The organism is Pseudovibrio sp. W64, assembly GCF_001623145.1.
In the GTDB taxonomy this organism is placed as follows: domain Bacteria; phylum Pseudomonadota; class Alphaproteobacteria; order Rhizobiales; family Stappiaceae; genus Pseudovibrio.
The window spans coordinates 268,672-294,403 of sequence record NZ_LMCI01000028.1 but is presented as its reverse complement, the minus strand read 5'-3'; the positions used below and the strand labels follow the sequence as shown (position 1 = coordinate 294,403).

Here is a 25,732-nt window from a genome sequence, read left to right as displayed (position 1 = left end):
GCTCCGCCAGCAGCCCGTTACGTAGGCATGCGCTTAGTATGGGCATGGTTTTGAGCCAGGGGGATAAGTCTTTACACACTGGCATACAGAAACAAAAAAGCCCCAGCACATGGCCGGGGCTTTTCGCATTCCAGAGAGAACTCTGAATTACTTGAGGTCAACGCCGTAGAAGATGTGACCACCGAATGGATCGATCTTGTAGTTTTCGACCTTCACAGAAACTGGCTCAGAAACAACAGAGTGAGCGATGGTTGCCCATGGAGCTTCACGCTTGAAGACCACCTGTGCCTGCTCATAGAGCTTGGTACGCTCAGCAACGTCTGCAGTTACTTTCGCTTTCTGGATCAGGTCTTCAAACTCAGCGTTACACCATTGAGCGCGGTTGGAACCACCAACGCCGTCACAGCCAAGAAGAACTGCGAGGAAGTTGTCCGGGTCACCATTGTCACCAGTCCAGCCGAGCAGAACAGCACCGTCACGGTCTACCTCTTTAGAGCGCTTCAGGTACTCACCCCACTCATAGGAAACGATCTCAACGTCAACACCAGCCTTTGCGAAGTCGCCCTGAATAACTTCAGCCATACGACGTGCGTTCGGGTTATAAGGACGCTGAACAGGCATCGCCCAGATCTTCATCTTCAGATCTTTAACGCCTTCCGCTTCCAGAGCAGCTTTTGCAGCAACCGGATCATACTTATCATCCTGAAGGTCTGCATTGTAAGACCAGATGGTCGGCGGGATTGGGTTGGAAGCGACTTTACCAGCACCCTGGAACACTGCGTCCAGAATTGCCTGCTTGTTGACAGCCATGTTCAGAGCCTTACGGACCTTCACGTTGTCAAACGGTGCAACCTTGGTGTTGTAAGCCAGATACCCAACGTTCAGGCCTTCCTGCTGCATGAGGTTGATCGATGGATCATCCTTCATTGCTGCAATGTCAGCTGGGTTTGGATAAGGCATTACGTGACATTCGCCAGCTTTCAGCTTCTGATAGCGCACGGACGCATCAGGAGTGATCGCGAATACCAGATTGTCGATTGGTGCTTTGCCAGCCCAGTAATCCGGGTTTGCTTTATAGCGGATCAACGCATCTTTCTGATAGCCAACCAGCTGGAATGGGCCGGTGCCAACAGGGTTCTGATCGAATGCATCCTGATTGTCCATCATCTTCTCTGCGTATTCAGCAGAGTGAATGGAAGCAAAATCCATCGCAAGGTTTGCGATCATTGGCGCTTCTGGACGGGTCAGAACGAACTTCACAGTGTAGTCGTCTACCTTCACGATCTCTTTGATGAGATCAGGCATGGACATTGCGTTGAAGTATTCGTAGTTACCGCCGGAAACGCTGAAGTATGGGTTTTCTTTGTTGCCCTGACGGTCGAAGGAGAAGATCACGTCGTCCGCGTTGAAATCACGCGTTGGAGTGAAGTCTTTGGTGGTGTGGAATTTTACGCCCTTACGCAGCTTGAAGGTGTATTCCTTACCATCTTCAGATACGTCCCAGCTTTCAGCCAGTGCCGGAGCGATGCTTGTTGTACCGCGCTCAAATTCAACCAGCTTGTTGAAGATCTGGCGGGAAGACGCATCAAATGTTGTGCCTGCTGTGTAGAGCGCTGGTGTGAAGCCCTCAGGAGAACCTTCTGAGCAGTATACCAGTGTTTTGGCCATGCTTGGTGCAGCAAACGCCATTGTTGCAGCCAACACACTGCCCATAAGAATTGATTTTTTCATTTCTCGTGTCCCCAATCACCTAAAGTGAATGCAAAAGCCAAGGCCTTTGATCATTTATCGAAGCTGCTTGATGCAGTTCTTCTCATAGGATTTTGCAGCGCCACACCGCAGGCTCACCTCAAGCCTACGAACCTCTCCTCAAAGAAGAAGTCATGTTCAGAATGATTTCAGGAAGAAATAGCGCGGATAGAGCACAAAATAAGCCCCCTTCCGCTGCATCGTGTCCTCCCCAGCACACCCCATATGCAACAGCTGCAAACGGGAGTACCTTATACGTAATTCTCGGTAAAATCTCCTCTTAATTGCGCATTTTTCAAAGAAATTGTTTCAACATTGCACTGAATTGGGAAAATCGTTAATGAAATGACAAAGGGCGGCTCCCCGATGGGAACCGCCCTTTTAATTTTCAAACTACACAATCAGCTTAGTGAGAAGCAGCAAGCCGCGCTTTGATGTGAGCGATGTCTGCCTGAGGCGTCGCGTTGAACAGTGTCTGGGTATACTCATGCTGAGGATTTCCAAACACTTCGTCGCGCGTGCCGTACTCAACCACTTCGCCATAATACATCACCATGACCTTGTCCGCGATGTAGCGTACCACAGACAAATCGTGGGAAATGAACAGGTAAGTCAGGTTGAACTCATCCTGCAAATCTGCCAGCAAGTTCAGGATCTGAGCCTGAACGGACAGATCCAACGCTGAAACAGGCTCATCAAGAATGAGGAGTGACGGGTTGAGAACCAGTGCACGACCAATCGCAATACGCTGACGCTGACCACCAGAGAACATGTGCGGATAGCGGTTGAAATGCTCAGGACCAAGACCAACCTTAACCAGCATTTCCATCGCCTTGTCGCGGCGCTCGGCTGGAGACATGGTGGTGTTGATCATCAAAGGTTCGGTAAGAACGTCACCAACACGCTGGCGCGGGTTCAAAGACCCGTACGGGTTCTGGAACACGATCTGCACCTTGGAGCGCATGTCCTTGGACAGCTTTTCCTTTGAGATGTCGATCGGGTTGCCCTCAATGAGAAGCTCCCCTGCCGTTGCCGGATCGATCAAAGTCAGGATACGCGCCAATGTAGACTTGCCGCAGCCGGATTCTCCCACCACAGCAAGCGTTTTGCCGCGTTCCAGACTAAAGCTGATGCCCTTCAGAGCACGGTTAACATGCTCTTTTCCGAAGATACCTTCTTTGGTGCGATATTCGCGAACCAGATTGCGCGCTTCGAGGATGATATCGTCAGCCATTATGCAGCTCCTTCATCGCCGAGGTGAAAATCAGAGACCGTTGGCAAACGATCGCCTGTCGCGTTTTCAGGAAGCGCGGAAAGCAGTGCCTTGGTGTACGGGTTCTTCGGGCTTTCAAAGAGTGAGAGAACATCTGACTCTTCCATCTTCTTGCCTTTGTACTGAACCACCACACGGTCAGCCGTTTCAGCAACCACTGCCATATCATGAGTGATCATGATCAGGCCCATGCCGCTTTCTTTCTGCAGATCAAGGAGCAGATCGAGGATCTGCTTTTGAATGGTCACGTCGAGCGCAGTTGTTGGCTCATCAGCGATCAGCAGCTTTGGCTTACACGCAATCGCCATAGCAATCATCACACGTTGACACTGACCACCAGACATCTGGTGTGGGTATTTTTTCAGCGCCTTCGCGGACTCAGGCATCCCAACAGAGTCGAGCAATTCAATAGCCCTTTCTCTTCGAGAAGTTCTGCTAAGCTTGGTGTGCTCTTTGAGGGTCTCATCAATCTGAGCACCGACAGTGAAGCATGGATTCAAGCTTGCAATTGGCTCCTGGAAGATCATGGAAATGTCTTTACCAATGATCTCGCGGCGCTTTTTTGCAGACATGGTCAGAAGGTCATAGCCTTCAAACTCCAGCTTGTCCGCCCACAGATGACCGTTGTTGGCCAGCAGGCCCATAACAGCCAACATGGCTACAGATTTACCAGATCCACTTTCACCCACAACAGCAAGAACTTCACCTGCGTCGACGGAATAGCTCACGCCATCCAGAGCCCGGAAACGTCCATCAACCGTGTCGAATTCAACCGTTAGGTTTTCAATTTCAAGAAGGGCCATCGTCAGCTCCTCTTCAGTTTAGGATCGAGAGCGTCACGCAGGCCATCACCGATCAAGTTGATTGCCAGCACTGTGGTTAAAATCGCAATACCTGGGAAGGTGACGACCCATGGCGCACGCAGGATGAACTCGCGAGATTCAGCAAGCATTGTGCCCCATTCCGGCTGAGGTGGCTGAGCACCCATACCGAGGAAGCCCAGAGCCGCTGCATCAAGGATCGCGGTGGAGAAGGAAAGCGCTGCCTGCACGATGAGTGGAGCCATACAGTTTGGCAGCACAGTCACGAACATCAAACGCAGAGTACCAACACCGGAAACACGCGCGGCCATCACATACTCACGGCTCATTTCGGACATCACTGATGCTCGGGTGAGACGCACATAGTATGGCTGCTGTACGATCGCGATCGCGATCATCGCGTTGAGGAGCGATGGGCCGAGAATAGCAACAAGCACCAAGGCCAGCAGCAACGACGGGAATGCCAGGATGATGTCCATGATACGCATGATGATGGTATCAACCCAACCACCAAACGTACCGGCCACCAGACCGAGACACACACCAACAACAAGCGCAACAGATACAACGACCACACCAATGAAGAGCGAGAACTGGCTACCGTAAATCAGGCGAGACAGCAGGTCACGCCCTACAGCATCTGTGCCAAGAACGTAGGACCAGCTCCCACCTTCCTGCCATGCTGGTGGCAGGAGCAGCGCATCGCGATACTGTTCGATTGGTGAATGAGGTGCAATAAAAGCTGCTCCCACAGCAATCACAACAAGCGTCAGGAAGAAGATCAGACCCGCAACAGCCCCTTTGTTGGTGCGGAAATGTCTCCAGAAATTGACGATAAGTTCAAACCGGGTATCCGGTCCGGAATTTTGTGTCACGTCAGCCATGATTTACTCCGTATGCCGAATTTTCGGATTAACCAGACCGTACATCAGGTCCACAATCAGGTTCACGATCATGACGATTGCAGCAATCATCAAAAGACCGCCCTGCACAACCGGGTAGTCACGACGGAAAATACTATCAACCATCCACTTGCCGATTCCCGGCCAGGAGAAGATGCTCTCTGTCAGGATTGCGCCGCCAAACAGCACGCCGATCTGCAAACCAATAATGGTGATGACCGGAATGAGCGCATTCCGCAGAGCATGAATGCCGACCACACGGAAGTTGGAGAGGCCTTTTGCACGTGCAGTACGCACATAATCTTCATCCAGAACTTCCAACATGGCAGAGCGCGTCTGACGCGCAATAACTGCCAGTGGAATAGTGCCCAGGACGACGGTTGGGAGAATCAGATGGCTTACAGCCGAGGTGAATGCACCTGGCTCATCTGAGAGCAATGTGTCGATCAACATGAAGCCTGTAACAGGCTCAATCCAGTACAACAGAGAGATACGACCTGAAACAGGTGTCCACCCCAAAATGCCGGAGAAGAAGATGATCAGCAGCAGGCCCCACCAAAAGATTGGCATGGAATAACCGGCCAACGCTGTTGTCATAACAGTGTGGTCCAGCGCCTTACCGCGCTTTACAGCTGCGATAATACCAGCAGGAAGCCCGACGACGATTGCAAACAGAATTGCACAGAGGCCAAGCTCAACCGTTGCCGGAAAGAGCGTCATAAACTCCTGAAGAACAGGCTGTTTTGTGACAATAGATACGCCAAGATCGCCTTGAACCAAATTGCCCAAGTAAGTGAAATACTGTTGCCAGATCGGTTCATTGTAACCGAACTGCACCATAAGTTCCTGATAGCGCTCAGGGCTTACACCGCGTTCGCCAGCCAAGAGCAGAATTGGATCGCCTGGCAGCAGGCGAATGAAGAAGAACGAGGTCAGAGTAACCCCGATAAAGGTCGGGATGAGCAAACCCAGTTTTTTTAATATGAGACGAAGCATACTTCAGTCACACCAATCAGAGGATTGTTTATCCGCAAGCCACCACTTGCGGTATGGAAGACTTTTCCAAAAAAGTATCCCGGCGAATACATCGCCGGGATACAAATTGTCCAGCGGAAAATTATTTCTACTTCAGATCTACGCCATAGAAGTAATGGCCACCAAACGGATCAATCTTGTAGTTTTCAACACGAACACTGATCGGCTCAGAGACAAGAGAGTGCGCAATAGTTGCCCAAGGCGCCTCACGTTTGAATACTACCTGAGCTTCCTCATAAAGTCTTGTGCGTTCATCTACGTCAGATACCTGTTTGGCTTGTACAACAAGATCATTAAATTCATCATTACACCACTGTGCACGGTTGGAACCGCCCACTGCATCGCAAGACATCAGCACTGCAAGGAAGTTGTCCGGATCACCATTGTCACCAGTCCAACCCAGCAGAACTGCGCCGTCACGATTGATGTCAGAAGAACGCTTAAGGTACTCACCCCACTCGTAGCTGACGATCTCGACTTTAACACCGATTTTCGCAAAGTCAGCCTGAAGGATTTCAGCCATACGACGCGCATTCGGGTTGTATGGACGCTGTACAGGCATCGCCCAGATCTTCATTGTCAGATCTTTGACCCCTTCCGCTTCCAAAGCCGCTTTTGCTGCTGCCGGATCATATGGGTCATCAACGATTTCGTTGTTGTAGGACCACATTGTCGGCGGGATTGGGTTTTTCGCGATCTGACCGACACCCTGGAACACAGCATCCAGAATAGCCTGCTTGTTGATAGCCATGTTCAGCGCTTTACGCACTTTTGGATTATCAAACGGTGCCTGCTGGGTGTTGTAGGCCATGTAGCCAACATTCAGACCTTCCTGCTGCAGAAGGGTGACGTTTGGATCTTTGGACATTGCATCCAGGTCAGCCGGGTTTGGATATGCCATCACCTGACATTCACCTGCAGCAAGCTTTTGATAGCGCACAGATGCATCTGGTGTGATTGCAAAGACCAGATTGTCGAGTGGCGCTTTGCCATTCCAGTAATCAGGGTTTGCTTTATAGCGGATCAGAGCGTCTTTCTGGTAGCCAACGAGCTGGAAAGGACCGGTACCAACTGGCTTCTGATCAAATGTGTCCTTGCTGTTCACCATTGCGTCTGCGTATTCAGCAGACTGGATGGAGGCGAAGTCCATCGCCAGGTTCGCAATCATTGGTGCTTCTGGACGGGTCAGCTTGAATTTGACAGTGTAGTCGTCAATCTTTTCAATGCTGTCGATCAGGTCAGGCATGTCCATGGCGTTAAAGTACTCGTAGGTACCGCCAGACACGTTATGATATGGGTTTTCCTTGTTGCCCTGACGGTCGAATGAGAAGATCACGTCATCGGCATTGAAATCACGGGTTGGTGTGAACCACTTTGTGTCGTGGAATTTTACACCCTTGCGAAGGTGGAAGGTGTATTCCTTGCCATCCTCAGAAACTTCCCAGCTTTCAGCCAGTGCCGGAGCAACTTCGGTTGTGCCAGGCTTGAACTCCACCAGCTTGTTGTAGATCTGACGCGAGCTTGCATCAAATGTGGTGCCTGCGGTGTACAGAGACGGTGTAAAGCCTTCCGGAGATCCTTCAGAACAGTACACGAGAGTTTTTGCCATTACAGGGCCAGCCACAACTGCTGCTGCGAACAGGCTACCACCAAGCAAGAGGCTTTTTTTCAAGGACATTGGTATTCTCATTCCGTTTTATTGCTTGTTCCAGTTGTTCTTCAACACTGCTTATTGTTGCAGTTTATTCAGGGATTTTGGCTTTGAGAGACTATTCCGGCAACGGAAGGATGGAAGGCCGTCTTCTCCACATAAAGATGCATGACGCGGTTTCCCTGCGAGATACATTCTTCAGGTTTTTCGATTTCGGCTTGCACGTAATTCCGCGACGAGATTACCCACTCATAGCTCAAACCAAATCAACGACATCGCACAATCATATGCGATTAATTCTTCGATGGTCGATTTTAGAACATTAAGTTTCGTTTCTGACTTCGGAAATAATTAAAAATTTCAGAAGCACTGTCTAATCGGTACGACTACCTAGAACTGCATCCTCAGGTTGTTTTATTCCTTCTTACTTACCTGAAATTACATAGGTATTCTTACCACATATTTGCGGTGTCGTAATTATACTTTAGAATCGAACTTGATTATTTAAACAGTTTTTACACAATACTTTCAGGAGCTTATACAAATTCAGGCCTGCAGATACGCGTATTGCGTGTCACACAAGCCTGTTATCCAACTGGTTTTGGAGTGTTTTTATTCTTCTGAAAGCTTAGCCATACATTCGTCATGTATGGACTGGATTTCGGAGATCGTGACTTCCAGCGCTTCTTTTCTCGCGCTCAGCTCTTTCAGCACTTCCCCGGTTCTAGATCCAAGGTACTCAAGCTGCTGGCGGTGCCCTTCCCCGTGCTGACCATAAAGGTCCAGGAAGTGCTTGATCTCGGAAAGAGAGGAACCAATCGCTTTACCGCGCAGGATCAACGCCAGGCGCGCTCTGTCTTTGCGGTTATAGATACGCACACCATTGACGCGCTGAGGTGAGATCAGACCTTTACTCTCATAAAACCGGATGGATCGGGTAGAAATCTCAAACTCTTCAGCCAGATCGCCAATTCCAAAAAGTTCCTGATCGGCGTGACCCGTTTCTTTTTCCGCTTCCGCGAGAGGGTTCAGCGTTTCTTCTCTTCTCTCAGACATGCATCCCCCTAACATTGAAGAACTTGATTGACGTTACCTAACGTCGCCGTAAAGCATTACCATAACGGCGACACTATATCACCAAATTGTCATTGCGTTTACGGCTTCTCGTTTTCTTCCTAATCTTTACCTATAGGATAACCATCAGAAATCAACACAAATTGCAATTAGCCAGATAGGTAATATTGCGAGATATCGATAGCGCCTTATAAAAAAGAACGGGATAAACCCACAAGAGATGCCATAGAACATCCGTATCCTGCGTGTTTTTGAATTTTTATTGCGCTGCCGCATTCCCCAGACTTGACAAGTTTGAGGTTTTGGAAGACCCCTGCCCCTACGACGCCTACTGAAGCAACTTGCCTTTGGCTTAGGTCATTTCAGTTATTTGTATGCGTATCCTCTTTTGCGAACCGACTGGCTCTTCAAGGAGATACGCTCTAGGATAAGTTATGAGTAAGAGTCTTGAGGAACGGGTCGACGAACTGGAAATGCATATCGCACACCAGAACGAAACGATCGAAACACTCAATGATGTGGTCTCCAATCAGGCACAGGTTCTTGACCGACTCGTCTCAGCAATGGGACAGATGAAGGACCACCTGCTTGATATTCAGGATCTGGTTGAACAAACACCTGCGAACCAGAAACCTCCACATTACTGAGCAAACAGGCTTTTCCTATACTAAGAGGAAACTATTTTCCTGCTGAACATCAGCAAAGATAGGTATACTCAGGTAAGGGGAAACCTGATATTAAGAGATGACAGGTCTGCTGTGCTTGAACGCAGGCCCTTTTTTCGTGGATCACTCAACGTTACGAGAGTGAACAATACAATTTTCTGTTCCGCCGCCTATAAGGGCTGCCACTGCTGTCCTTTTTTGAACAGCACCTGAGAACAAAAAAGCCTGGATGAGAAAGAAACCCAATGGCTATTGAGCAGATACTGGCGACCCATAAAAAGGAGAGCCTTGCCGATAAAGCTTATCGTCTGATTGAAGAGCTGATCGTCAACCTTGACCTTGCGCCTGGCATGGCGCTGACTGAAGGTGACCTTTGTGAACGGACCGGCATCGGCCGAACTCCAGTGCGCGAGGCCATCAAACGCCTTTCAACCGAAGGGCTGATCGTTATTCGCCCACGCAAAGGCCTGTTTGTTTCTGAGATTGAGACTTCCGAGTACGTTCTGGTTCTGGAAACCAGAAAGCCTTTGGAGCAGCTTCTCGTCGCTTCCGCTGTTAAGCGTGCGACTGCAGAAGAGCGCGAAGCTCTGCACCAGTGTGCTGAAGAAATCCTTGCGCAGGCCCGTGCAGGCGATGTGAAGGGCTATCTGCGCGCGGATAAGGTTTTTGATGAAGTGCTCTGTGCCGTCTCTCGGAACCCGTTTACAGCTCGCGCTGTGGCTCCGCTGCAGACTATGAGCCGCCGGGCCTGGAGTGCTTTCCGCGGCGCTGAGAAACTCGAAGATTCTGCTATTCGCCATCATAAGCTTGCTGAAGCTTTGGCAAACAACGATGCAGAGAAGGCAGAAGCGGCAGCTGTCGAGATGATGGACCATCTGACCAACTTTGCAGTCAAGCAAGCTGAAAAGACTGGCGACAACGCCTAGGTTCAGAGATCTCAATCAATAAGCAAAAAGCGGAGCCTGTGCTCCGCTTTTTTATTGCTCAGTTTTTGGCATTTTAAAGGTATCGATCCGGGCGTTACGCCCGCTTGCCCCGAGCAGAACCAAATAGGGTTGATCTGTTTGAATTACCGGTCGCTTTGCACCGTAAATGCCTGAGAGCCGCAAACGCACCTCACCGTGAGGTGTCATTCCTGTAACCATCCCCGCAGACATCTGAGAGAGCTTAATAGGAGCGTAAAGGATCTCGTAGGAGGGAGGGGCAGCTCCAGGTCTCATGACGACCACAGCGTTTGCTCTGATATCACGCCCCTCGTCCTGTACGTCGACCACTCCAACGGCTCGGTGTAAAATTTTATACTGGCAATTCATCTAGATAATCATCGTCGTCGATACATTATGAAGCCGCTGCCTGTTTGGCAGCATTTTCAACAATGTTGTCCTTCAAACTCGCAGGTACATGGAATGTAAAGTCCTGAATGAGGACGTCCTGCACGATATCTGTCGCGAAGCGTTCGTTGACACGGTCACGGACCTCGTCGGTCAACTCCTTCAGGTCAGATTTTTTCAGCTGGGCGAACTCTTTGTCAGCCTTGCTGTAAATGATACGGAAAGCTTCATCGACGATGAACGCATGAGGTGGAACCGCCAGCTTTGCAAGCAGTTCACTATCAACCGTGAACACAAACTGCGCAACAATATAACCGTGGATCTTGCCATCTTCGAGTACTGGAACGTTGATGGTCGGCGTGCTTTGATAATCCAGCCCTTCCAAATGCGCATTCTTTTGCAGCATCGGATCAAAGTCGGTCTTGTACAGAGCTGTAAAGTAGGCTGCACCGACGGTGACGAGACAGATCCAAACTCCGGTTACGAGAACTTTCAACATACGTTTTTACCAGCTTCCAACCAGAGATTCATAGGTGCCATCAGAGTCATGATCCTTCATCACTTGTGACAGGAGACCAGATACTTCTTTGACAGCATTGAGCTGGGTCGACAGCAGCTTCATATTAACTGCGAGCTTTTCCTGAAGTTCCTGAAGCCGGACAACGATCTCGCTTGGCAAGTTCTCAGGGCCAACGGCCTTGCCTGCCATATCAAGATCAAGCATCGCGCGGCCTTTGAGATAGGCACTCTCTTCCAGATCAATATCGCCTTTGCCGACCAGAGCTTCATTCTCGGTCGATAACAGCTTGTCTACGCGCCCAATACTTTTAGAAAGAGCAATGTAGTCTTCCGGCAAAATGTAAGCGTCGGTGTCATCAAGCTGCCCAGTGTCCTGAACCACCGGCTTTTCCTCATGCGGAACCAGTTCCTTGTGCTCACTGTCGATCATCTCAGACATTTATGCCTCTATGCTTTGGGAGAGTTGGACGAATGGTATCTGGCAGGAGCATTTCTGCCAGCCCAAGAGAACCTGTTTTAGCGAGTTGGTTTGCGAGCTGCTCCGCCATCAAGCCTTTCCACATGGTGCCTGCTGTCCCGCCGCCATAGACGTTTTCAGTCTCCTTGGGCAGCATGGACTTCACGAAGGTCTGCAAGACAGCACTTTCCAGCTTCTCACCAAGATCAGCTGTCTCAAGCTTCTTGGAGTAGCGGTTGGCCATTGACTTTAAGCTCTCAACGCCCTCCTGCCCCCTTGCCTGAGCTGTGTCAGCTTCCGCCATAAACCTAGAGAAGCTGCTTGAGGCCCAAGACGGCTCAGAGACAGGCAGATCCTTTGAAACAACGGCGGGAGCCTTAAGAGAGCGTGTGGCAGCTCTGACCTCAAAAGGGTCTGCTTGATTTATTACGTCCAGAACAAGATCGCTGACAGGCTGAATGGCCATGAGCACTCCCATTAGTCAAAAGAAGGGCATTTATAATTGGAAAGACCCTAATTTCTCAGACTTATCTGGACCTGACCTTCTTAGGTACTGCCTGTAGCTCTGCGATTTCCTGAAGCTGCTTTTTCTCTTCGGTCCGGTGATAAGACACCAGAGCTTTGCCATGATGCTTTTCAGTCATGGAAGTCTGCCTCTTCTGGTCAAGCAACTTGCCGAGCAACTCGCCCTTATGCTTTTCCTTCAGAGACTTGCTTCGATTGTTGGTATCCAGACGCCTTGAGATCGCCCGGTTCATCACTTCTCGTAATTCCCCTTCATGACGTCCCCAGTGGCTGACCAACTCCTCGCTCTCTTCGTCGCAACGCTGAATCTCACTTTCAAGAACCGCGATGTCATATTTGATCATCTGCTCTTTTTGTTCCTGAACCTTCATAATGCGCCGGAGGCGTGTGACACGTGCTTTATCCATGGCTTTACTGCAATACCAACCAGTCGCCGAGCCCTGCATAGAACAGGCGCAACAGCTCAGTTATGATCTGCCAGAGGATGAAAAGTCCCCCCATCATAACAACAGGCAGTGCTACAAAGTAGACTGGCATCTGAGGCATCAGTCTGTTGGTGAGGCCCAAGGTCAGGTTCACAACAACACCGTAGATCAAAAACGGACTTGTGATACGCAATGCCAGCAACAGGCCCTGCATCAGCTTGGTTGAGAACTGATCTACCGCTGCTGCGGGAACAAATTCCCCCCCCACCGGAATTGTCCGATAGCTCTCGGCAAGTCCAACAAAGACATCAGCGTGCGCACCAGTGATAAACAACATGGCAGTTGCAGTGAGCGTAACCAAAGATGCTAACGGTGGTAGCTGCTGAAATTCTTCGACAATAGTGACAGGCTGGTTGAAGCTGGAGGCATTCGCCGCCGCACCAACCATCATCTGAAGCATGCCGAAGAAGGCTCGTCCGAATGCTGCGATCAACAGTCCGATCAACAGTTCAACAAAAATGATGCGCAGCAACTCATCCAAAGGCGCAGCTGAGATGATTGGCTCAACCACCTCCAATATGAGAGGAGAGATCGCCAGGGTTGCAGATATTGCTATAAACAAGCGAACACGGATCATCACACGTGGCGACGAAAAACCCGGCATGGCCATGAGGCATGCTCCGACGCGGCAAAAGACCACGAAGACACTTAGGATTGCCTCAGGAGCATTTTCCAAGGTCACGAAATTGATCCCAATGCCTCGATATCAACGCCGCGGGCCACTTCCATATGAGAGAGAATTGGCAGTGCGGGGAACATACGTTCAGTGATCATGCGCACGTACTGACGTGCTTCCGGAGCAACGACGACAGCAAATCGCTGACCTGAAGAGATATGCTCTCGAATAACTTCAGCGCTGTCTTTTGCGAATTCTTCAACCTGCGAAGGCTCCATATCGAACTCAATGATTTCACCATTTGCGTCGCGGCGAAGTGCCTGATGGAATGCAAGGTCCCAGCGGTTCCCCAGACGGAGCACTTTGAGGCTCCCATCTCCGGCAATATCACCACAAATTTGTGTCGCCATGCGAATGCGCACGTGATCAGCAATTTGCTCAGGTCTGCGTGCATGAGGTGCGATCTCCGCAATCGCTTCCATGATCAGTGACAGATTTCGAATGGAGATACGCTCTGCAAGCAGCAGCTTAAGCACGGCCTGCAAGCCAGAGTATGAGATATGCTGCGGGCAGATATCATCGATCAGGCGTGTGTAAGCCGGATCAAGGCGATCTAACAGCTTACGCATATCTTTATAAGAGAGAAGCTGCGACAGGTTATTTCTGATCACTTCAGACAGATGTGTCAGCACAACTGAAAGGTTATCGACGGTCGTATAACCTTGACGTTTTACTTCATGTTCAAAAGCGGTCGGGATCCACATAGCCTGCATACCAAACGCAGGTTCGCGGGTCTCGGTTCCCGGAAGAGCTGGCAGCTCCCGATTGCCACCGATCACCATCAGTTCACCAACTTTGATGTTCTCAGAAGCGACAATCGTACCGTGGATACGAAACTCGTAACTCTTCGGCTCCAGATTGAGATTGTCCGTAACCTTGATCTCTGGAACCACAAACCCGTATTGCTCAGCAAACTTCTTACGCATCTTGTTGATGCGGTTTCCAATTTCAGGCTTTGCGGCCAAAAGACGGGCTGTGAGCTGCTTGCCAAGACGCATCTCAATCTCAGAAAGTTCAAGACTGTCCTTCACGGACTCTTTCTTGACTTCCTTCTGCATCTCAACTTTTTGCAGCTCGGCTTTCGCGAGCTCCGCCTTGGCTTCCGCTGCCCTTTTCGGAATAACGTAGGCAGAAAACCCAAGCACACCGCTCAAGAAAACAAACGGCAGGAATGGAAGCCCCGGAAGCAGCGACAGTAATAAAAGCAGCAGTGACGCGACAGCGAGCGCGCGCGGATATCCAGCCAGCTGCCCCATTACAGCTTGCTCAGCTGACCCTCTGGTCCCACCTTTCGAGACAAGAAGACCTGCTGCAAGAGAAACGATCAGCGCCGGAATCTGTGAAACAAGGCCATCGCCAACAGACAGTTTAGTGAAAACGTCGGCAGCTTCAGCTAAGTCCATGTTGTAGCGTGTAACGCCAATAACGATGCCACCCAAAATATTCACAACGGTGATGATCAATCCAGCGACAGCATCACCGCGCACAAACTTTGAGGCACCGTCCATGGCACCAAAGAAGGAGCTTTCCTCTTCCAGCTCTGCACGTCTGTGCTGCGCTTCCTTGTCATCAATCATACCAGCAGACAGATCGGCATCAATCGCCATCTGCTTGCCGGGAATACCATCAAGGGTAAAACGTGCACCAACTTCCGCGATACGACTTGCACCTTTGGTGATCACCAAAAAGTTCACCGTTACAAGGATCGCAAAGACGATGAGGCCGATGACAAAGTCACCGCTCATGACAAACTGAGAAAAGCCGTTGATCACATACCCAGCGGCGAGCGGTCCTTCATGGCCGTTTGCCAGAATAACGCGCGTTGTCGCAATATTCAGCGCAAGCCGAAGCATGGTCGCGATCAACAGAATGGTTGGGAATGAAGAGAACTCTAAGGGACGCTGGATCCAAAGCGAAACCATCAAGATCAAAACCGATAATGCAACTGATATTGCAAGACCGAAATCGATCATAAACGTTGGCATGGGAAGAAATAGCACAGACAGAATGAAGATAATTCCGACTGCAAATCCAATATCACGCTTGCTGTTTGGAGCAGCAATTCCCGTCACTGTCTGAGACATTCGCACCCTTCAATTCGGTATAAGCATACTGCGCTACTTAGGCCGAAACATTGGAGAAGGAAGCTTGTGTGAGGGTGGTCTGGAGGGAAATCAGCGTGAGCTATCCCCTCCTTGCTTATTGCGGCAAACCTGAAAAAGCAGGTTTAAAACCCGTATTCGATCCGTCCGTAGACCATCTCGGTCAACGAGAATATCTGGGAGCCGATATACGGGCCAGTCATGGCAATCAAAATAAAGATCACAACAATCTTCGGAATGAACGTAAGTGTCATTTCCTGAATTTGTGTGAGCGCTTGAAACAGAGCGATAATCAAACCAACAAACATGGCCCCACCAACGGCGGGACCAGTTGCTGTAATCACAGTCCAAATTGCGGTACGCACAATATCGAGTGCATCTGCCTCATTCATTGCTTTATGATCTCACTTCACCATTAAGATGTAGCATCAGACTCGTCAGGAGTGTCGGTATCAGCAGGGGTGTCAGTGTCAGTCGTCGCAGCAGATGCAGGACGCGAAATCTGAATACCAGGCACCAGAGCCACTTTTGTCCCATCTTCCAGAGTTGCAATCGAGCCATCTGTAAGGATCTGAACGGACTTGATTTTACCAGTCATGGTTTCCGTACCATCCGCATTAGGCACCTCAACTGTCGCACCGATCAGATTGTTGGCCTGATTGATGGAGTTCTGCTGAAGCATGGATGTCAGATGCGTGTTCGTTTTAGTGGACTGCTCCACAGCGGAGAACTGCGCCAACTGGCCCATATACTCAGCAGTATCCAACGGATCTGTCGGATCTTGGCTCTTAAGAGACTCCATGAACAGCATTAGAAACGCATTGTAATCTAAGTAAGCTTGCTCACTGCCCTGCGGCTTGAAGACAGGTTCATTGTTTTGAGTAGTATTTGCGGAAGATACTGGATCAACACTCATGTTTTTGTCCTTTAATTCTCGCCAACTGCACGCGCGAACGGCATAACAACTGTTTCGGGCTGATCATCCTCTTGCTTTTCGGACCAGATCGCCATCTCGATCTCAAAAAGCTTCTTCAGCGTGCGAAGTGCGTCAAAATAGCGTTTCTTTTTGATCTGAGCTTCAACAGTCGCAAGCCCCTCAAGAAGTTCAGTATTTTCAATAGCCATATGGATAGATGCAAGCATTAAGAGAGCTCGCTGAAGACTATCCATTTCCGTCTTGGGATCAATCAGAGCAGTCTGAATATAGAAATACAACTGACGCAGAGGAGTCGTCGTATCTTCTGGCTGCATAACATAAGCTTCGAGAAGAAAACTCGCGTCATTCAAAAGCTTCACCGAAGTCTTCTGCTCAAATGATAGAACAGCACCATTGATGAAGACCTTCTCACCCGCTTTTAAGTGCAAACGCATTGGATATTCCCTCGCTCAACTCAAGCCGTCACGAACAAGCTCGTTGATTTCAATAAGACTATGAAAATCATCGGAGTTTCCCGACCTGATCAAATCAGCCTGCTTCACGCACCAAATTCCGATTGAAATTAGATCGGCCCTTAACTCGGCAGGAAGCGCGTTTTCAGGACTACCCAGATCGTCGATTAGAATACTCCACAGTCGATGGACTGAAGTTAATGCTTGTGCTGCCTCATTAGAGCTACTTCCAGCATCTTTAGCTGCTTGCAGTTGTGCAACTACAAGTGAGAATAACTCACGCTCTTGCCCTCTTCGATCATAAGAAGAGTCTTCAAGAGCTTCTGCATAAGACATTTGATACATTCAACACTCCTAGAGAAATTCAACTCATCTCTTCTAATGACCTACAAATATCTCATGATATTTAGATCTTTGATCTTGGCAGTAATTGAATAAGTTGCCTCTAACTGAGTTTGAGCTTGACTCAACTCGACAGCAGCACGGTTCTCATCGACGTTTTCAAGATCAATGATCCGGGCGTTCAAAACATCTCGTTTAGCTTCAATGTCAGTGTTCGTGCGTGTTACATTAGCCTTAATCGCACCATTGGTAGCCGAAACATCGATTGTCTTACCAACACCTACATTCAGATGATTGATTGCTCGGTCGAAAATGAGCTCCTGAGCTCCTTCTCCAATGTCAAATTTTCCGAAAACTGCTACCATCGCGTAGCCTTTAGCCAATTCACTAAATGCTTTTGAATTTGCCGTACCTGAACCGTCCGTGGTGACCCCAGGACTGATCGTCGTCAACATTTTCTCTGTAGTTGCGGAAGTCCATGTCGGCGACCAACTAGCATCAAAAATACTATTGAATTCGGGACTATCTAAAAAAGCCTCCCAAGAAGCATCAGGCAGCGCCTCAATAAGCGCAGTATCAGTACCAATAGTTAACCCTGTGACAGCAAAGAACGCTTGCTCAATCGCCTGTTCAGGACCTGCGGGGTCTGCAGCCGACGGTGTTGGTGACACGTAATCGAAATCGCGAACTGGCGGAGTCCCTGTATTAATTCCGCCAAATACATACACTCCACCCACATTCGAATTTAAGGCATTTGTCAACTTGCCCAGTTCTGTATAAGCCAGTTCCGAAGCAGTCTTTAAAGTACCAGCATCTTTCTGCAATGCTACTAAGTTCGAACGAAAGTCCGTCGCACTTTTTTCAACATTATCCAGTGCTGTATCCATTACCTCAAAACGGGTAATGACTTGCTTATTTGTGTTCAGCTGGCTTACCATCTGTGAGTATTCAGAACGGAAAGATGTTGCCATCCCGGTCTGTGCACCTAAGGTTAAGCCAAAATCAGCATGTTTCTTTGAAGCGTTTTCGATTACCGCTTTATCTAACTGCGCTCTGTGCTCGATGAGATAGTCAGTTAAACGCAAAGAACTCGACAATGTAGAAACTGAATAGACCATTTTATCTCACTGCTCCCAAGAGCTCTTTGAACATATTGTCAACCGTCGTCATCAAACGAGCAGACGCAGAATAGGCTGTTTCAATTGTAAGAAGGCGCTGCATCTCAGTATCAATGTTGACACCAGTCGTATTTGACAGCATTTGAGCATTTGAACTAAACGCAGAGGCCTTCAACGTCGAATTCTCGGTCGCGACCTTGCGCTCAGCACTAAACCAACTCACCGTATTTGCAGTAAAATCCTGCAAGGTGGAATTAGCAGTTACCCCAGTGGCCCCGGTAAAAGACTGCACAGCATTAAGTTTATCTGTATAGCCGCGAAGCAGATCTGAATAACCAGCAGCATCACCCGTATTGTGCTCGTAACCAGCCGTGATGCCACCGTCACGAAGCAAGGTAACATCTGCCGCAACCAATGGGTTTACCTGCAAACGACTAACAGCATCCGCAGTGGTAGGTCCATCAAGGATAAAGAAACCAGGCCCATCACTTGTACCCGGAGCAGGCTGCGGTTCTCTAAAAGTCTCAACCAGCGCGTCCGCGACGGCATTAAGCTGCGTTTGCATCGTAACAAGAGTTTCATCTCTCGCTTTGGCATAACCAGCAATTGCTCCACCAGTGACTGGGGCAGTCGCACCAGGTCCTGCGACAGAAATACCATCTACAAGTATATTATTCCCGACATCTCCAGACCCTAAATGAAGAGAGGTGTCGAATGTAACTTCGCGCGCACTTTTCTCAAAAAGAGTGACGCCACTGTCGGTATAGATCGCCACCCCGTTATTGTTCTGCTGAAGAACTTCGATACCTATTTCTTCAGAGAGAACCTTTAACATTTCATCGCGTTGATCCATCAACGCGTTGACGTCCGTACCGGCAGCAGTGCCTAGAACGATTTTATCGTTAACACCCTCAAGATCAGAGAGGATACTATTTATATTGTCTACCGCACGCCCCATAGCTGCATCAGAGTTCAAGCGCGCTTCTTTAAGTGTCTCAGAAGACTGCTTCAATCCATCAACTAGGCTATGACCAGCATTTAAAACCGAAAGTCCGAGCACCTTATTTGACGGATCATTGCTGTAAGCAACAAGTGTCTCATTCAGCGTACCCATTGCAGTCGCAGTACTTGTACCAAAAGGCACTTGTCCTGACGGGTTAAGCTGATCAAGCAGTTTAGCGTAGGAACCCGCGGCAATGGCAGCACTACCTGTCTTCAGGGTTGCTTTAAATGCTGCTTGATTGACCATGCGAGATGCATGAGAAACATAAACAACTGATCCGGTATCAGTAACAATGTTCTGTACGCTTGCTTCTACGCGAGTGTAGTTCGGATTATTGACATTAGCGACATTGCGGGACGCAATTGCCATCTCAGCTGAGCGAGCTGCGATGGAAGATTGCGCCGTAAGCATTGCAGAGGTAAGAGACATATCGGAGCCCCTAGCGCAGGTTGTTCAGTTCTTGGAGCAATTCAGAGCTCGCGTTGAACACCTTTGTGTTCGCGCTGTATGTGCGCTGAGCCTGAACCATCTCTGTCAGCTCAGCTGCAAGGTCAACATTCGACCCTTCAACCGCACCCGAATAGAGAGAACCAAAACCATTATCACCCGGGAAACCCACTGCAGGATCACCAGAGGCATCAGTCGCAGCATAAACATTACCACTCTTAGCCTGAAGGCCATCAGGATTTGAGAAGTTTACAATCTGGATCTGATCAAGAAGTTTCTCAGCACTACTACCGTACACGCCAAACACGCGTCCATCAGATTCAATACGAATGGTTTGAATAGTTGATGGTTTATATCCATCAACATCAACTTTGTTGACACTAAATTTTTCACCGGCGGTCACTGTTTTACTCAGGTCAAGTGTAACATCCCCACCATTCGGCACTTTAAAGACAAAGTCTGTAGGCGAGCCAGCTGCAAGCTTTCCATCACCAGAGAATTGTAGTGTCGTGACCCCTGGCGCAGGAAATGCAATTTTCGCCCCTGTCTCATCTGCCGCCTCAACAAGCCACTCAGAACCAGTAATATCGCCAGTTACCGGGTCAACGGATTCGGATTTCTTTGTATAAACAATGTCAATCTTAACCGCATTACCATTCTGGTCGAACGTACTAATAGATGTCTTGTAATCAAAACCAGTAGGGAGGCCCGTAGTTGGCCCTGGAGCTGCCGGTGCAGGAGTATTTGACGCTAAATTAACGCCCAACTCACCCTGAGAACTCGCCTGCCATACTGGAGTATTGAGATCGACTGTGACAGGTGCGCCGCCAGCTGACAATAATTTGTAGCCACCGGAGTTTACCATCTGACCGTTCTTATCGAGAACGAAATCACCAGCACGCGTGAAGTAGGTACCGCCCTGAGAGTCCTCTACTTGAAAGAAGCCATTCCCATTGATCGCAAGATCAGTACCGCGGGAGGTGAAGTTGAAGGCGCCTTGTTGACGGACGGACTGAACAACGGTTGTGTTTACGATGCCGGATTCATGACCGGAGCTGCTACCAGAACCAACAAGGGAGGAGAATGCGGTTTTGTAGCGTTTGTAGCCTACGGTGTTCGCGTTCGAGATATTGTCTGCGACAGTTGAGAGTTTGTTCGACTGCGCGTTCATACCTGACACGCTGGTATTCATAATTCCGTAGAGGCCCATGGTGTGCTCCTGGCTACATCAATTGCAAAATTAACTCGTGGCAGTAAAGCTTGTTAATCTTGTCTGAGCCTGACCCGAAACCTGTTGAATTATTTACAAAATTTTAATGAGTTCGGCGTCCATCGCCCGTAACCAGACGCGACGATATTTTTGATCACGCGGCAAACATAGCGCTTTTGTGCAGGGTTGTTGTTTGGCCCGGCATGGTATCTGGCGACGGCCATGGTCCAGCTCTTCTCACGCTGCTTCAACTCAGAGAGAAATCTTGCTGCATAAGCAACATTTTGCGAAGGATCGAGCATTGCACGAAGATCGGAGAACTTGCTGAGATGGTAGTAAATGTTGATCTGCATACAGCCAACATCAATCAGTTTCACACCCCGATTTCGCGATCTTTTTATCGCAGCGAGCGCTTCTGTTGCGCTGTCGGCGAAGTAGGCCTTGCCAGCGATATTGAGAGCATAGGGATGTAATGAGTTTTTGCGGCCTGTCTCAGTCAAACCAACCGCATAAAGGATCCCAAGCGGCACGTTGTATTGCTGTGCTGCTTCCTGCATCTGACGCTCACATAGGCGGATGGCCTTCTTCTTTCCAGCCGCCTGCGCAGAGAGTGCTATCAGACTACAAATAGATGCCGCTGCGAATATCTTGAGCGTCCGCTTCATTCTGCCCTACCCCGGCATGATCCGCATGTGGTTGGTCGTCCCAGTTTTGCTGAGCCCCAGCTTCACCGCTATCTCCATCAGAGTTCTCTCCCCGACCGAACCGTTCCTGATTTTGCCCAGGCTGACGCATTTGATCAGAGACTTCCTCTTTGAAGTTGACGGTGATGTTTTGTGTCTCAGTGCGATAACCAGCATCTTGCAGAACACGTGCCAATGCCTGTCGATCACCCTTCAGCATATCCGCTGCTTCCCGGGTGTTCGTGACAAGAGAGATTTCCAACTCACCACCGCGCATTTGGATATTTGCACGAACAGCACCAAGATTGTCCGGCCGCAGCTGGATTTCGAGCGATTTAACAGGCTTTGCCGCTTTTGCATCAGCAGCTTGAGCTGCCAACTCCTGAGCTGTATTTGCTGCAGATGCCGCCTGAGAGAGTTGCTTGGACAAAGCACTGGCGACCTGTTGCGCAGGACGTCCCAACTCAGCAGGTGGAAGGTGTGTCTCAAGACTGACCACTTTAACTTCACCGCCCACTGCAGGCTTGCCAGCATTCTGGTTTACAGAGGTGTCTGGTTGCGATTTGCCTTGCTTTAGCAGAAAGTCAGCTGATAGCTTCTTAGCTCCGGTTGCGTTTCCTTCTGCCTGAGGCAAGTTGATTGCACCGCTACCTTCAAGCTTTGGGCCAGCATTAGTAGACTTGAGACTGCTTACTTCTGAGGTACCCTGCCCCTGAGCAGTTCCACTCGTTTTCGCGGTACCCGATTTCGCATCGGCGTCGCCATTCAAGGCCTTCAACTCTTTTGAACTTAACGCGTTCAGAACCTGAGCCATCGTCCCATCTCGACTGGTGACGGCGGATCCGCTCATATTAGCAAGGCCGGTCATTGAACTCATCTGCAATCCAGCTTTTTGCTCAGCTGTCATTGCTGCATTGACAACAAGCTGCTTGGCCAACAACTCATCCGTAAGCAATTCTGCAGCGCTTGAAGCCTTTTGAGCGGCTTCAGCCTCACCTTTCGCAACAGTATCGTCAGCTCCGTCGGCGTCAGATGAGCCTGCACCAGCCTTTTTCAAAAGGTCTTTGAGAGCTTCTGAGGCATCAGACTCGCTTTTATCAGACTTACTCTCTGTTGATGCATATTTTGTATCTTTTTTCTCGTTAGAAGTATCTCGGCGATCCGGGACTTTTTTGTCATCGCGAACTTTATCGATGACCTTATCAAACCCGTTCGCACGATCATCTTTTTCGGCACGAGCTAAATCTTTACGAGTATCTGCTGCATCTTTAGCAGAAGCACTACGATCTACATTGGGAAGAGTTGCATTCATCAAAACTCGGCCTCTTTCAGTGCTTCATCTGCATCGTTTAGTGCGTTTTTAAATGGGACTAACACTTCAGTGTCATAAAGTTTCTCATCCAGCCCAACGTGTGGAACGTAAGGGACATACTCGGAGGCAGCAGGCGTTTCAGGTTGTGGCCACTCCCGAATAGTATTAGCCATAGCGATTGCAGCAGCCTGGATCAATTGGTTACCCGCACTTAAATCTGCAGCCTTTACCTCAACCAAACCGGAGATTGCCTGTTCCCATTCTTCACCAGAAGCTTTGGCAGCAGAAAGATAAAGCTTGGCTTCGCTCACACGCTCTGCATCATCTGAATTGAGATCAAGAAATGCGGCGCTACCTTTAACTGCAAAAGCGGTATTACCACTGATCAAAGCAGCTTTGGCGAGGCGAAGGAGAAGGATGCTTTGAGATTCCTCGTCAAACTCCGATACCAGTTGGAACACGCGGTCCCACTCATCTTCTTGCTTTAAGTAATCAGACCCGCTGATCACATCAGCGACCGTGTCCCGAAATTCAGAGGCAAATACAGAGGAGCTATATTGGAACAGATACCGACGAGACAGTCTCTCGAACTTTTCTGTATCACCCAGCTCTGCAACCATTGGCGCTTGCCTGCGCAATGCGCTCTCTTCCACAAGCGTCCCAGGCATCATCAAGCGCGCAAGATCAAAGTAACGTTGTGCGCCTGCCGGGTCATTATTGGAAATCAAGATCGCCTGCGCCAGAGCCACCTGACCTGCAACAGCTACCGGAAGCGTTATTGGATCGACCTTTAACAACAAGTTCAACGCCATTTGGCGATTGCCTTGCGAGTAGGCCATGGCGCCGGCAAACAGGTTTGGATCACCTGTGAACTTTACACCCTGAACCGCAAGCTCCTGAAAAACCGATCCAGATCCACCACTGAGCATAAATGACACAGCAGCACGCGAGTTTTTCTCCAACTTCCAAATCTCAGGATCCAGGCGAAGGAATCGACGACCAATCACAATGAGAGAAGGTTGCAGCAAGTTGTAAGCTTCCAGATTCCCCTTAATGATCTCATCTTGAAGAATCTGCAGCTCCAGAACCATAAGATCAGGATCCGCTGTCGACACCATCTGGGCTGATGCTGGCTGAAAGTTCATCGCAACAGGACTTGCGGCTAAAATCAGCGCAGTGGTCAGTAGTCCAGATCTCAGGAGCGAAGTTCCAGCTTTTCTTGCAGCGCTAACCAGCATCAAGCCTTCCCTTTCATCAGCATAATTTCAATGCGGCGGTTCTGAGGAGCGTATGGCTCTTCGACATCCTTCAGACGGCGGTCTGCATAGCCTTCAATGCCTACGATACGGTTTTCATCTAAACCACCCCGAGTGAGCATGAAATAAGCCATGTGGGCACGAGCCGTTGACAGGCGCCAGTTGTCATTGCGCTTGGATTTAAATGGCCGTGCATCAGTATGGCCGCGAATGACGATCTCACCGTTCTCTTCTTCAAGAACCTTCGCAATCTGCTCCATAGCTTTCACAACATCCGGATGAGGCTCAGAGGACCCGACAGCGAACATTCCAAAGTCGTCATTGTCCATGATGCGGATCAGAACGCCATCTTGAGAATGTGTGAATTCAATGCTCGCTCCGGTTTTCATTCCCTCAAGCGCTTCACCAACGGAGTTCGCCAGAGAGACGAGCTGTTTATTACCTTCGTCGTCCTCATCATCGCCAGATTCGGACTTCTGAGATGGCTCTGTAGGCTTTGCGGCAGGAACTACTGCGACAGTTTCAAGCTTGGCATCAACCGGTTCAACTGGCTCAGTAACAAGATCAGGCTGCTTTATGTCAACCTTCATGCTGGCGTTTTTCTGAATTTCCTCAGCGTCCTCGATCAGTGTCGGAATTTCCTGTTCGGCATCATCAGCCGCCGTAGTTCCTGCTTCCACTTCAGCGAAAACAAGGCGCGTCATCACAGCATCTTCACCATCTGCCTCTGCCTGGCTCTTAGCAAGCTGCTTCAGAATTTCTCCCTCGGCAAAACTCTCACCTTCACCGTCTGGAGCATCACCGATTACAATCACAGAGTTCTCAGCGGACGCCTCGCCCGAAACTGCCGGAAGGTTCTTACCTCCGCGCGCCAGTTCGGAAGCATCTTCCAAAACTTTGATTTGCTCTGCGGTCAACTCATTCGCCGGAATACCTTCTTCTTTTTCATGAAGGATCGGAATTTGAGCAAGTAAAGGAGCATTACCTGGCAGTTCATCTTCTTGCCAACCAGAGGGATCGAATGGATCGCGGAAACTGGTTCCGTCAGCCAAACCTTGTCCATCTGGATCACGGTTAGGAAGGGCGAAGAGAACCGGGGTCTTCGCCATCTTGAGCGAGCCTAAACCACCTGTGCCAGGTGAGCCGTCTGTCTCGACAGTAGATTCTGCTTCTGCAGCGAGCGCAGCAAGGATTGCATAAGGGTTGTCAAAAAGCTGAGCTTCGCTGTAGCGGGCATCACGCTCATAATCACGACTAACGGCATTGATTGGCTTAACACCGCCATCTTCCGCATTTGCACCAGCTAGCTTAGAGTTTTCACCTGTCTCGCGATCGGAAACAGGTTCTGGCCTGTCCGCACCACCGCCCGATGTAGGGCCTTTCTTTTCGATACCACCAGCGCCAACGGGTTTGCCGTCGTCTACACCCTCTTCACTCTCAAGAGGAGACGGTGTTTCTTCAGGGTCCCGAATACCTTTAGGGCTTGCGGTAGAGTCCACTAATTTGATCGGATTGAAGTAGCTTGCAATACCGCGCTGAGAAGCCTCATCAGATGCATTGACCAACCACATGAGAAGGAAGAATGCCATCATCGCCGTTGCAAAATCGGCATAAGCAATCTTCCATACACCAGATTTAGGGACGGTGATCATATCGCTGTTACGCCTGCGAACGATAATCAGTTCTTGTGGTTCCAACGCCATGGCT

General features: G+C 49.5%; 27 protein-coding genes. 2 read left to right on the top strand and 25 right to left on the bottom strand.

What is annotated here, in order from left to right; genetic code table 11:
• Positions 1–147: 147 nt before the first annotated feature.
• The 7 genes from PsW64_RS12275 to PsW64_RS12245 form a co-directional block, all read right to left on the bottom strand.
• Complete coding sequence (locus PsW64_RS12275) at positions 148–1,731, bottom strand: ABC transporter substrate-binding protein (RefSeq protein WP_063303776.1); 1,584 nt, start codon at positions 1,729–1,731, stop codon at positions 148–150.
• A gap of 424 nt (positions 1,732–2,155) precedes the next feature.
• The gene (locus tag PsW64_RS12270; protein WP_063303775.1) at positions 2,156–2,983 is read right to left on the bottom strand and encodes an ABC transporter ATP-binding protein; all 828 of its coding nucleotides are present in this window, start codon (positions 2,981–2,983) and stop codon (positions 2,156–2,158) included.
• Positions 2,983–3,825: an ABC transporter ATP-binding protein gene (locus tag PsW64_RS12265; RefSeq protein ID WP_063303774.1), complete on the bottom strand. Its 843-nt coding sequence runs from the start codon at positions 3,823–3,825 to the stop codon at positions 2,983–2,985. The genes PsW64_RS12270 and PsW64_RS12265 overlap by 1 nt, the downstream gene beginning before the upstream one ends.
• 2 nt (positions 3,826–3,827) lie before the next feature.
• Positions 3,828–4,727, bottom strand: a complete 900-nt coding sequence (locus PsW64_RS12260) for an ABC transporter permease subunit (protein ID WP_063288355.1) — start codon at positions 4,725–4,727, stop codon at positions 3,828–3,830.
• A gap of 3 nt (positions 4,728–4,730) precedes the next feature.
• Positions 4,731–5,741: an ABC transporter permease subunit gene (locus PsW64_RS12255; RefSeq protein WP_063303773.1), complete on the bottom strand. Its 1,011-nt coding sequence runs from the start codon at positions 5,739–5,741 to the stop codon at positions 4,731–4,733.
• 127 nt (positions 5,742–5,868) lie between these two features.
• Entirely contained in the window at positions 5,869–7,458 is a 1,590-nt protein-coding gene (locus tag PsW64_RS12250; protein ID WP_275078088.1) for an ABC transporter substrate-binding protein, read from the bottom strand.
• A 585-nt stretch (positions 7,459–8,043) separates the two neighbouring features.
• Positions 8,044–8,487, bottom strand: coding sequence for a MerR family transcriptional regulator (locus tag PsW64_RS12245; RefSeq protein ID WP_057466043.1), 444 nt, complete (start codon positions 8,485–8,487; stop codon positions 8,044–8,046).
• A gap of 452 nt (positions 8,488–8,939) precedes the next feature.
• Between PsW64_RS12245 and PsW64_RS12240 the strand changes: the two genes are divergently transcribed.
• Positions 8,940–9,152 carry a SlyX family protein gene (locus tag PsW64_RS12240; RefSeq protein WP_057466042.1) on the top strand — a complete coding sequence of 71 codons (213 nt, stop codon included), beginning with the start codon at positions 8,940–8,942 and terminating at the stop codon, positions 9,150–9,152.
• 263 nt (positions 9,153–9,415) lie between these two features.
• Complete coding sequence (locus PsW64_RS12235) at positions 9,416–10,096, top strand: GntR family transcriptional regulator (protein WP_063288353.1); 681 nt, start codon at positions 9,416–9,418, stop codon at positions 10,094–10,096.
• A gap of 51 nt (positions 10,097–10,147) precedes the next feature.
• Here the strand turns inward: PsW64_RS12235 and PsW64_RS12230 are convergent, their stop codons facing one another.
• The 18 genes from PsW64_RS12230 to PsW64_RS12145 all read right to left on the bottom strand — a co-directional run bounded on the left by PsW64_RS12230 (position 10,148) and on the right by PsW64_RS12145 (position 25,728).
• Positions 10,148–10,444, bottom strand: coding sequence for a hypothetical protein (locus PsW64_RS12230; RefSeq protein WP_208980746.1), 297 nt, complete (start codon positions 10,442–10,444; stop codon positions 10,148–10,150).
• 64 nt (positions 10,445–10,508) lie between these two features.
• On the bottom strand, positions 10,509–11,000 hold the full coding sequence (locus PsW64_RS12225; RefSeq protein WP_063293136.1) for a flagellar basal body-associated FliL family protein: 492 nt from the start codon (positions 10,998–11,000) through the stop codon (positions 10,509–10,511).
• A gap of 6 nt (positions 11,001–11,006) precedes the next feature.
• Entirely contained in the window at positions 11,007–11,459 is a 453-nt protein-coding gene (locus PsW64_RS12220; RefSeq protein WP_057466039.1) for a hypothetical protein, read from the bottom strand.
• Positions 11,452–11,943, bottom strand: a complete 492-nt coding sequence (locus tag PsW64_RS12215; RefSeq protein WP_063303772.1) for a rod-binding protein — start codon at positions 11,941–11,943, stop codon at positions 11,452–11,454. Before PsW64_RS12215 ends, PsW64_RS12220 begins: the two co-directional genes overlap by 8 nt.
• A gap of 61 nt (positions 11,944–12,004) precedes the next feature.
• Positions 12,005–12,409: a hypothetical protein gene (locus tag PsW64_RS12210; RefSeq protein ID WP_063303771.1), complete on the bottom strand. Its 405-nt coding sequence runs from the start codon at positions 12,407–12,409 to the stop codon at positions 12,005–12,007.
• A gap of 4 nt (positions 12,410–12,413) precedes the next feature.
• Positions 12,414–13,169, bottom strand: a complete 756-nt coding sequence (locus tag PsW64_RS12205; RefSeq protein ID WP_208980745.1) for a flagellar biosynthetic protein FliR — start codon at positions 13,167–13,169, stop codon at positions 12,414–12,416.
• Complete coding sequence (gene flhA / locus PsW64_RS12200) at positions 13,166–15,247, bottom strand: flagellar biosynthesis protein FlhA (protein ID WP_063288349.1); 2,082 nt, start codon at positions 15,245–15,247, stop codon at positions 13,166–13,168. The genes PsW64_RS12205 and flhA overlap by 4 nt, the downstream gene beginning before the upstream one ends.
• A 143-nt stretch (positions 15,248–15,390) precedes the next feature.
• Positions 15,391–15,657, bottom strand: a complete 267-nt coding sequence (gene fliQ / locus PsW64_RS12195; protein WP_063288348.1) for a flagellar biosynthesis protein FliQ — start codon at positions 15,655–15,657, stop codon at positions 15,391–15,393.
• 23 nt (positions 15,658–15,680) lie between these two features.
• A complete protein-coding gene (flgD, locus tag PsW64_RS12190) occupies positions 15,681–16,181 on the bottom strand; it encodes a flagellar hook assembly protein FlgD (RefSeq protein ID WP_208980744.1) in 501 nt (166 codons plus the stop codon).
• An 11-nt stretch (positions 16,182–16,192) separates the two neighbouring features.
• Positions 16,193–16,636, bottom strand: a complete 444-nt coding sequence (gene flbT / locus PsW64_RS12185; protein WP_063288347.1) for a flagellar biosynthesis repressor FlbT — start codon at positions 16,634–16,636, stop codon at positions 16,193–16,195.
• 15 nt (positions 16,637–16,651) lie between these two features.
• Positions 16,652–16,999, bottom strand: coding sequence for a flagellar biosynthesis regulator FlaF (flaF, locus tag PsW64_RS12180; protein WP_063303770.1), 348 nt, complete (start codon positions 16,997–16,999; stop codon positions 16,652–16,654).
• 41 nt (positions 17,000–17,040) lie between these two features.
• The gene (locus PsW64_RS12175) at positions 17,041–18,114 is read right to left on the bottom strand and encodes a flagellin N-terminal helical domain-containing protein (RefSeq protein WP_063303769.1); all 1,074 of its coding nucleotides are present in this window, start codon (positions 18,112–18,114) and stop codon (positions 17,041–17,043) included.
• Between the two features lies 1 nt (position 18,115).
• On the bottom strand, positions 18,116–19,546 hold the full coding sequence (flgK, locus tag PsW64_RS12170) for a flagellar hook-associated protein FlgK (protein WP_063303768.1): 1,431 nt from the start codon (positions 19,544–19,546) through the stop codon (positions 18,116–18,118).
• A 10-nt stretch (positions 19,547–19,556) separates the two neighbouring features.
• Positions 19,557–20,774 carry a flagellar hook protein FlgE gene (locus PsW64_RS12165; protein WP_063303767.1) on the bottom strand — a complete coding sequence of 406 codons (1,218 nt, stop codon included), beginning with the start codon at positions 20,772–20,774 and terminating at the stop codon, positions 19,557–19,559.
• An 89-nt stretch (positions 20,775–20,863) separates the two neighbouring features.
• The gene (locus PsW64_RS12160) at positions 20,864–21,439 is read right to left on the bottom strand and encodes a transglycosylase SLT domain-containing protein (RefSeq protein WP_057466028.1); all 576 of its coding nucleotides are present in this window, start codon (positions 21,437–21,439) and stop codon (positions 20,864–20,866) included.
• Complete coding sequence (locus tag PsW64_RS12155; protein ID WP_063303766.1) at positions 21,396–22,769, bottom strand: flagellar hook-length control protein FliK; 1,374 nt, start codon at positions 22,767–22,769, stop codon at positions 21,396–21,398. Before PsW64_RS12155 ends, PsW64_RS12160 begins: the two co-directional genes overlap by 44 nt.
• Positions 22,769–24,007 (bottom strand): hypothetical protein, encoded by a 1,239-nt coding sequence (locus PsW64_RS12150; protein WP_063303765.1) that lies wholly within the window; start codon positions 24,005–24,007, stop codon positions 22,769–22,771. Before PsW64_RS12150 ends, PsW64_RS12155 begins: the two co-directional genes overlap by 1 nt.
• A complete protein-coding gene (locus PsW64_RS12145; RefSeq protein ID WP_063303764.1) occupies positions 24,007–25,728 on the bottom strand; it encodes a flagellar motor protein MotB in 1,722 nt (573 codons plus the stop codon). The genes PsW64_RS12150 and PsW64_RS12145 overlap by 1 nt, the downstream gene beginning before the upstream one ends.
• Positions 25,729–25,732 lie beyond the last annotated feature (4 nt).

Coding starts and splice junctions, on each gene's coding strand:
- flbT (WP_063288347.1), bottom strand. CDS start 16,636: ATGCGTTTGCACTTAAAAGCGGGTGAGAAGGTCTTCATCAATGGTGCT.
- PsW64_RS12265 (WP_063303774.1), bottom strand. CDS start 3,825: ATGGCCCTTCTTGAAATTGAAAACCTAACGGTTGAATTCGACACGGTT.
- flhA (WP_063288349.1), bottom strand. CDS start 15,247: ATGTCTCAGACAGTGACGGGAATTGCTGCTCCAAACAGCAAGCGTGAT.
- flgK (WP_063303768.1), bottom strand. CDS start 19,546: ATGTCTCTTACCTCTGCAATGCTTACGGCGCAATCTTCCATCGCAGCT.
- PsW64_RS12255 (WP_063303773.1), bottom strand. CDS start 5,741: ATGCTTCGTCTCATATTAAAAAAACTGGGTTTGCTCATCCCGACCTTT.
- PsW64_RS12245 (WP_057466043.1), bottom strand. CDS start 8,487: ATGTCTGAGAGAAGAGAAGAAACGCTGAACCCTCTCGCGGAAGCGGAA.
- PsW64_RS12250 (WP_275078088.1), bottom strand. CDS start 7,458: ATGTCCTTGAAAAAAAGCCTCTTGCTTGGTGGTAGCCTGTTCGCAGCA.
- PsW64_RS12220 (WP_057466039.1), bottom strand. CDS start 11,459: ATGTCTGAGATGATCGACAGTGAGCACAAGGAACTGGTTCCGCATGAG.
- flaF (WP_063303770.1), bottom strand. CDS start 16,999: ATGTATCAAATGTCTTATGCAGAAGCTCTTGAAGACTCTTCTTATGAT.
- PsW64_RS12145 (WP_063303764.1), bottom strand. CDS start 25,728: ATGGCGTTGGAACCACAAGAACTGATTATCGTTCGCAGGCGTAACAGC.
- PsW64_RS12155 (WP_063303766.1), bottom strand. CDS start 22,769: ATGAATGCAACTCTTCCCAATGTAGATCGTAGTGCTTCTGCTAAAGAT.
- PsW64_RS12175 (WP_063303769.1), bottom strand. CDS start 18,114: ATGGTCTATTCAGTTTCTACATTGTCGAGTTCTTTGCGTTTAACTGAC.
- fliQ (WP_063288348.1), bottom strand. CDS start 15,657: ATGAATGAGGCAGATGCACTCGATATTGTGCGTACCGCAATTTGGACT.
- PsW64_RS12235 (WP_063288353.1), top strand. CDS start 9,416: ATGGCTATTGAGCAGATACTGGCGACCCATAAAAAGGAGAGCCTTGCC.
- PsW64_RS12240 (WP_057466042.1), top strand. CDS start 8,940: ATGAGTAAGAGTCTTGAGGAACGGGTCGACGAACTGGAAATGCATATC.
- PsW64_RS12270 (WP_063303775.1), bottom strand. CDS start 2,983: ATGGCTGACGATATCATCCTCGAAGCGCGCAATCTGGTTCGCGAATAT.
- PsW64_RS12215 (WP_063303772.1), bottom strand. CDS start 11,943: ATGGCCATTCAGCCTGTCAGCGATCTTGTTCTGGACGTAATAAATCAA.
- PsW64_RS12160 (WP_057466028.1), bottom strand. CDS start 21,439: ATGAAGCGGACGCTCAAGATATTCGCAGCGGCATCTATTTGTAGTCTG.
- PsW64_RS12210 (WP_063303771.1), bottom strand. CDS start 12,409: ATGGATAAAGCACGTGTCACACGCCTCCGGCGCATTATGAAGGTTCAG.
- PsW64_RS12225 (WP_063293136.1), bottom strand. CDS start 11,000: ATGTTGAAAGTTCTCGTAACCGGAGTTTGGATCTGTCTCGTCACCGTC.
- PsW64_RS12275 (WP_063303776.1), bottom strand. CDS start 1,731: ATGAAAAAATCAATTCTTATGGGCAGTGTGTTGGCTGCAACAATGGCG.
- PsW64_RS12260 (WP_063288355.1), bottom strand. CDS start 4,727: ATGGCTGACGTGACACAAAATTCCGGACCGGATACCCGGTTTGAACTT.
- flgD (WP_208980744.1), bottom strand. CDS start 16,181: ATGAGTGTTGATCCAGTATCTTCCGCAAATACTACTCAAAACAATGAA.
- PsW64_RS12165 (WP_063303767.1), bottom strand. CDS start 20,774: ATGGGCCTCTACGGAATTATGAATACCAGCGTGTCAGGTATGAACGCG.
- PsW64_RS12150 (WP_063303765.1), bottom strand. CDS start 24,007: ATGCTGGTTAGCGCTGCAAGAAAAGCTGGAACTTCGCTCCTGAGATCT.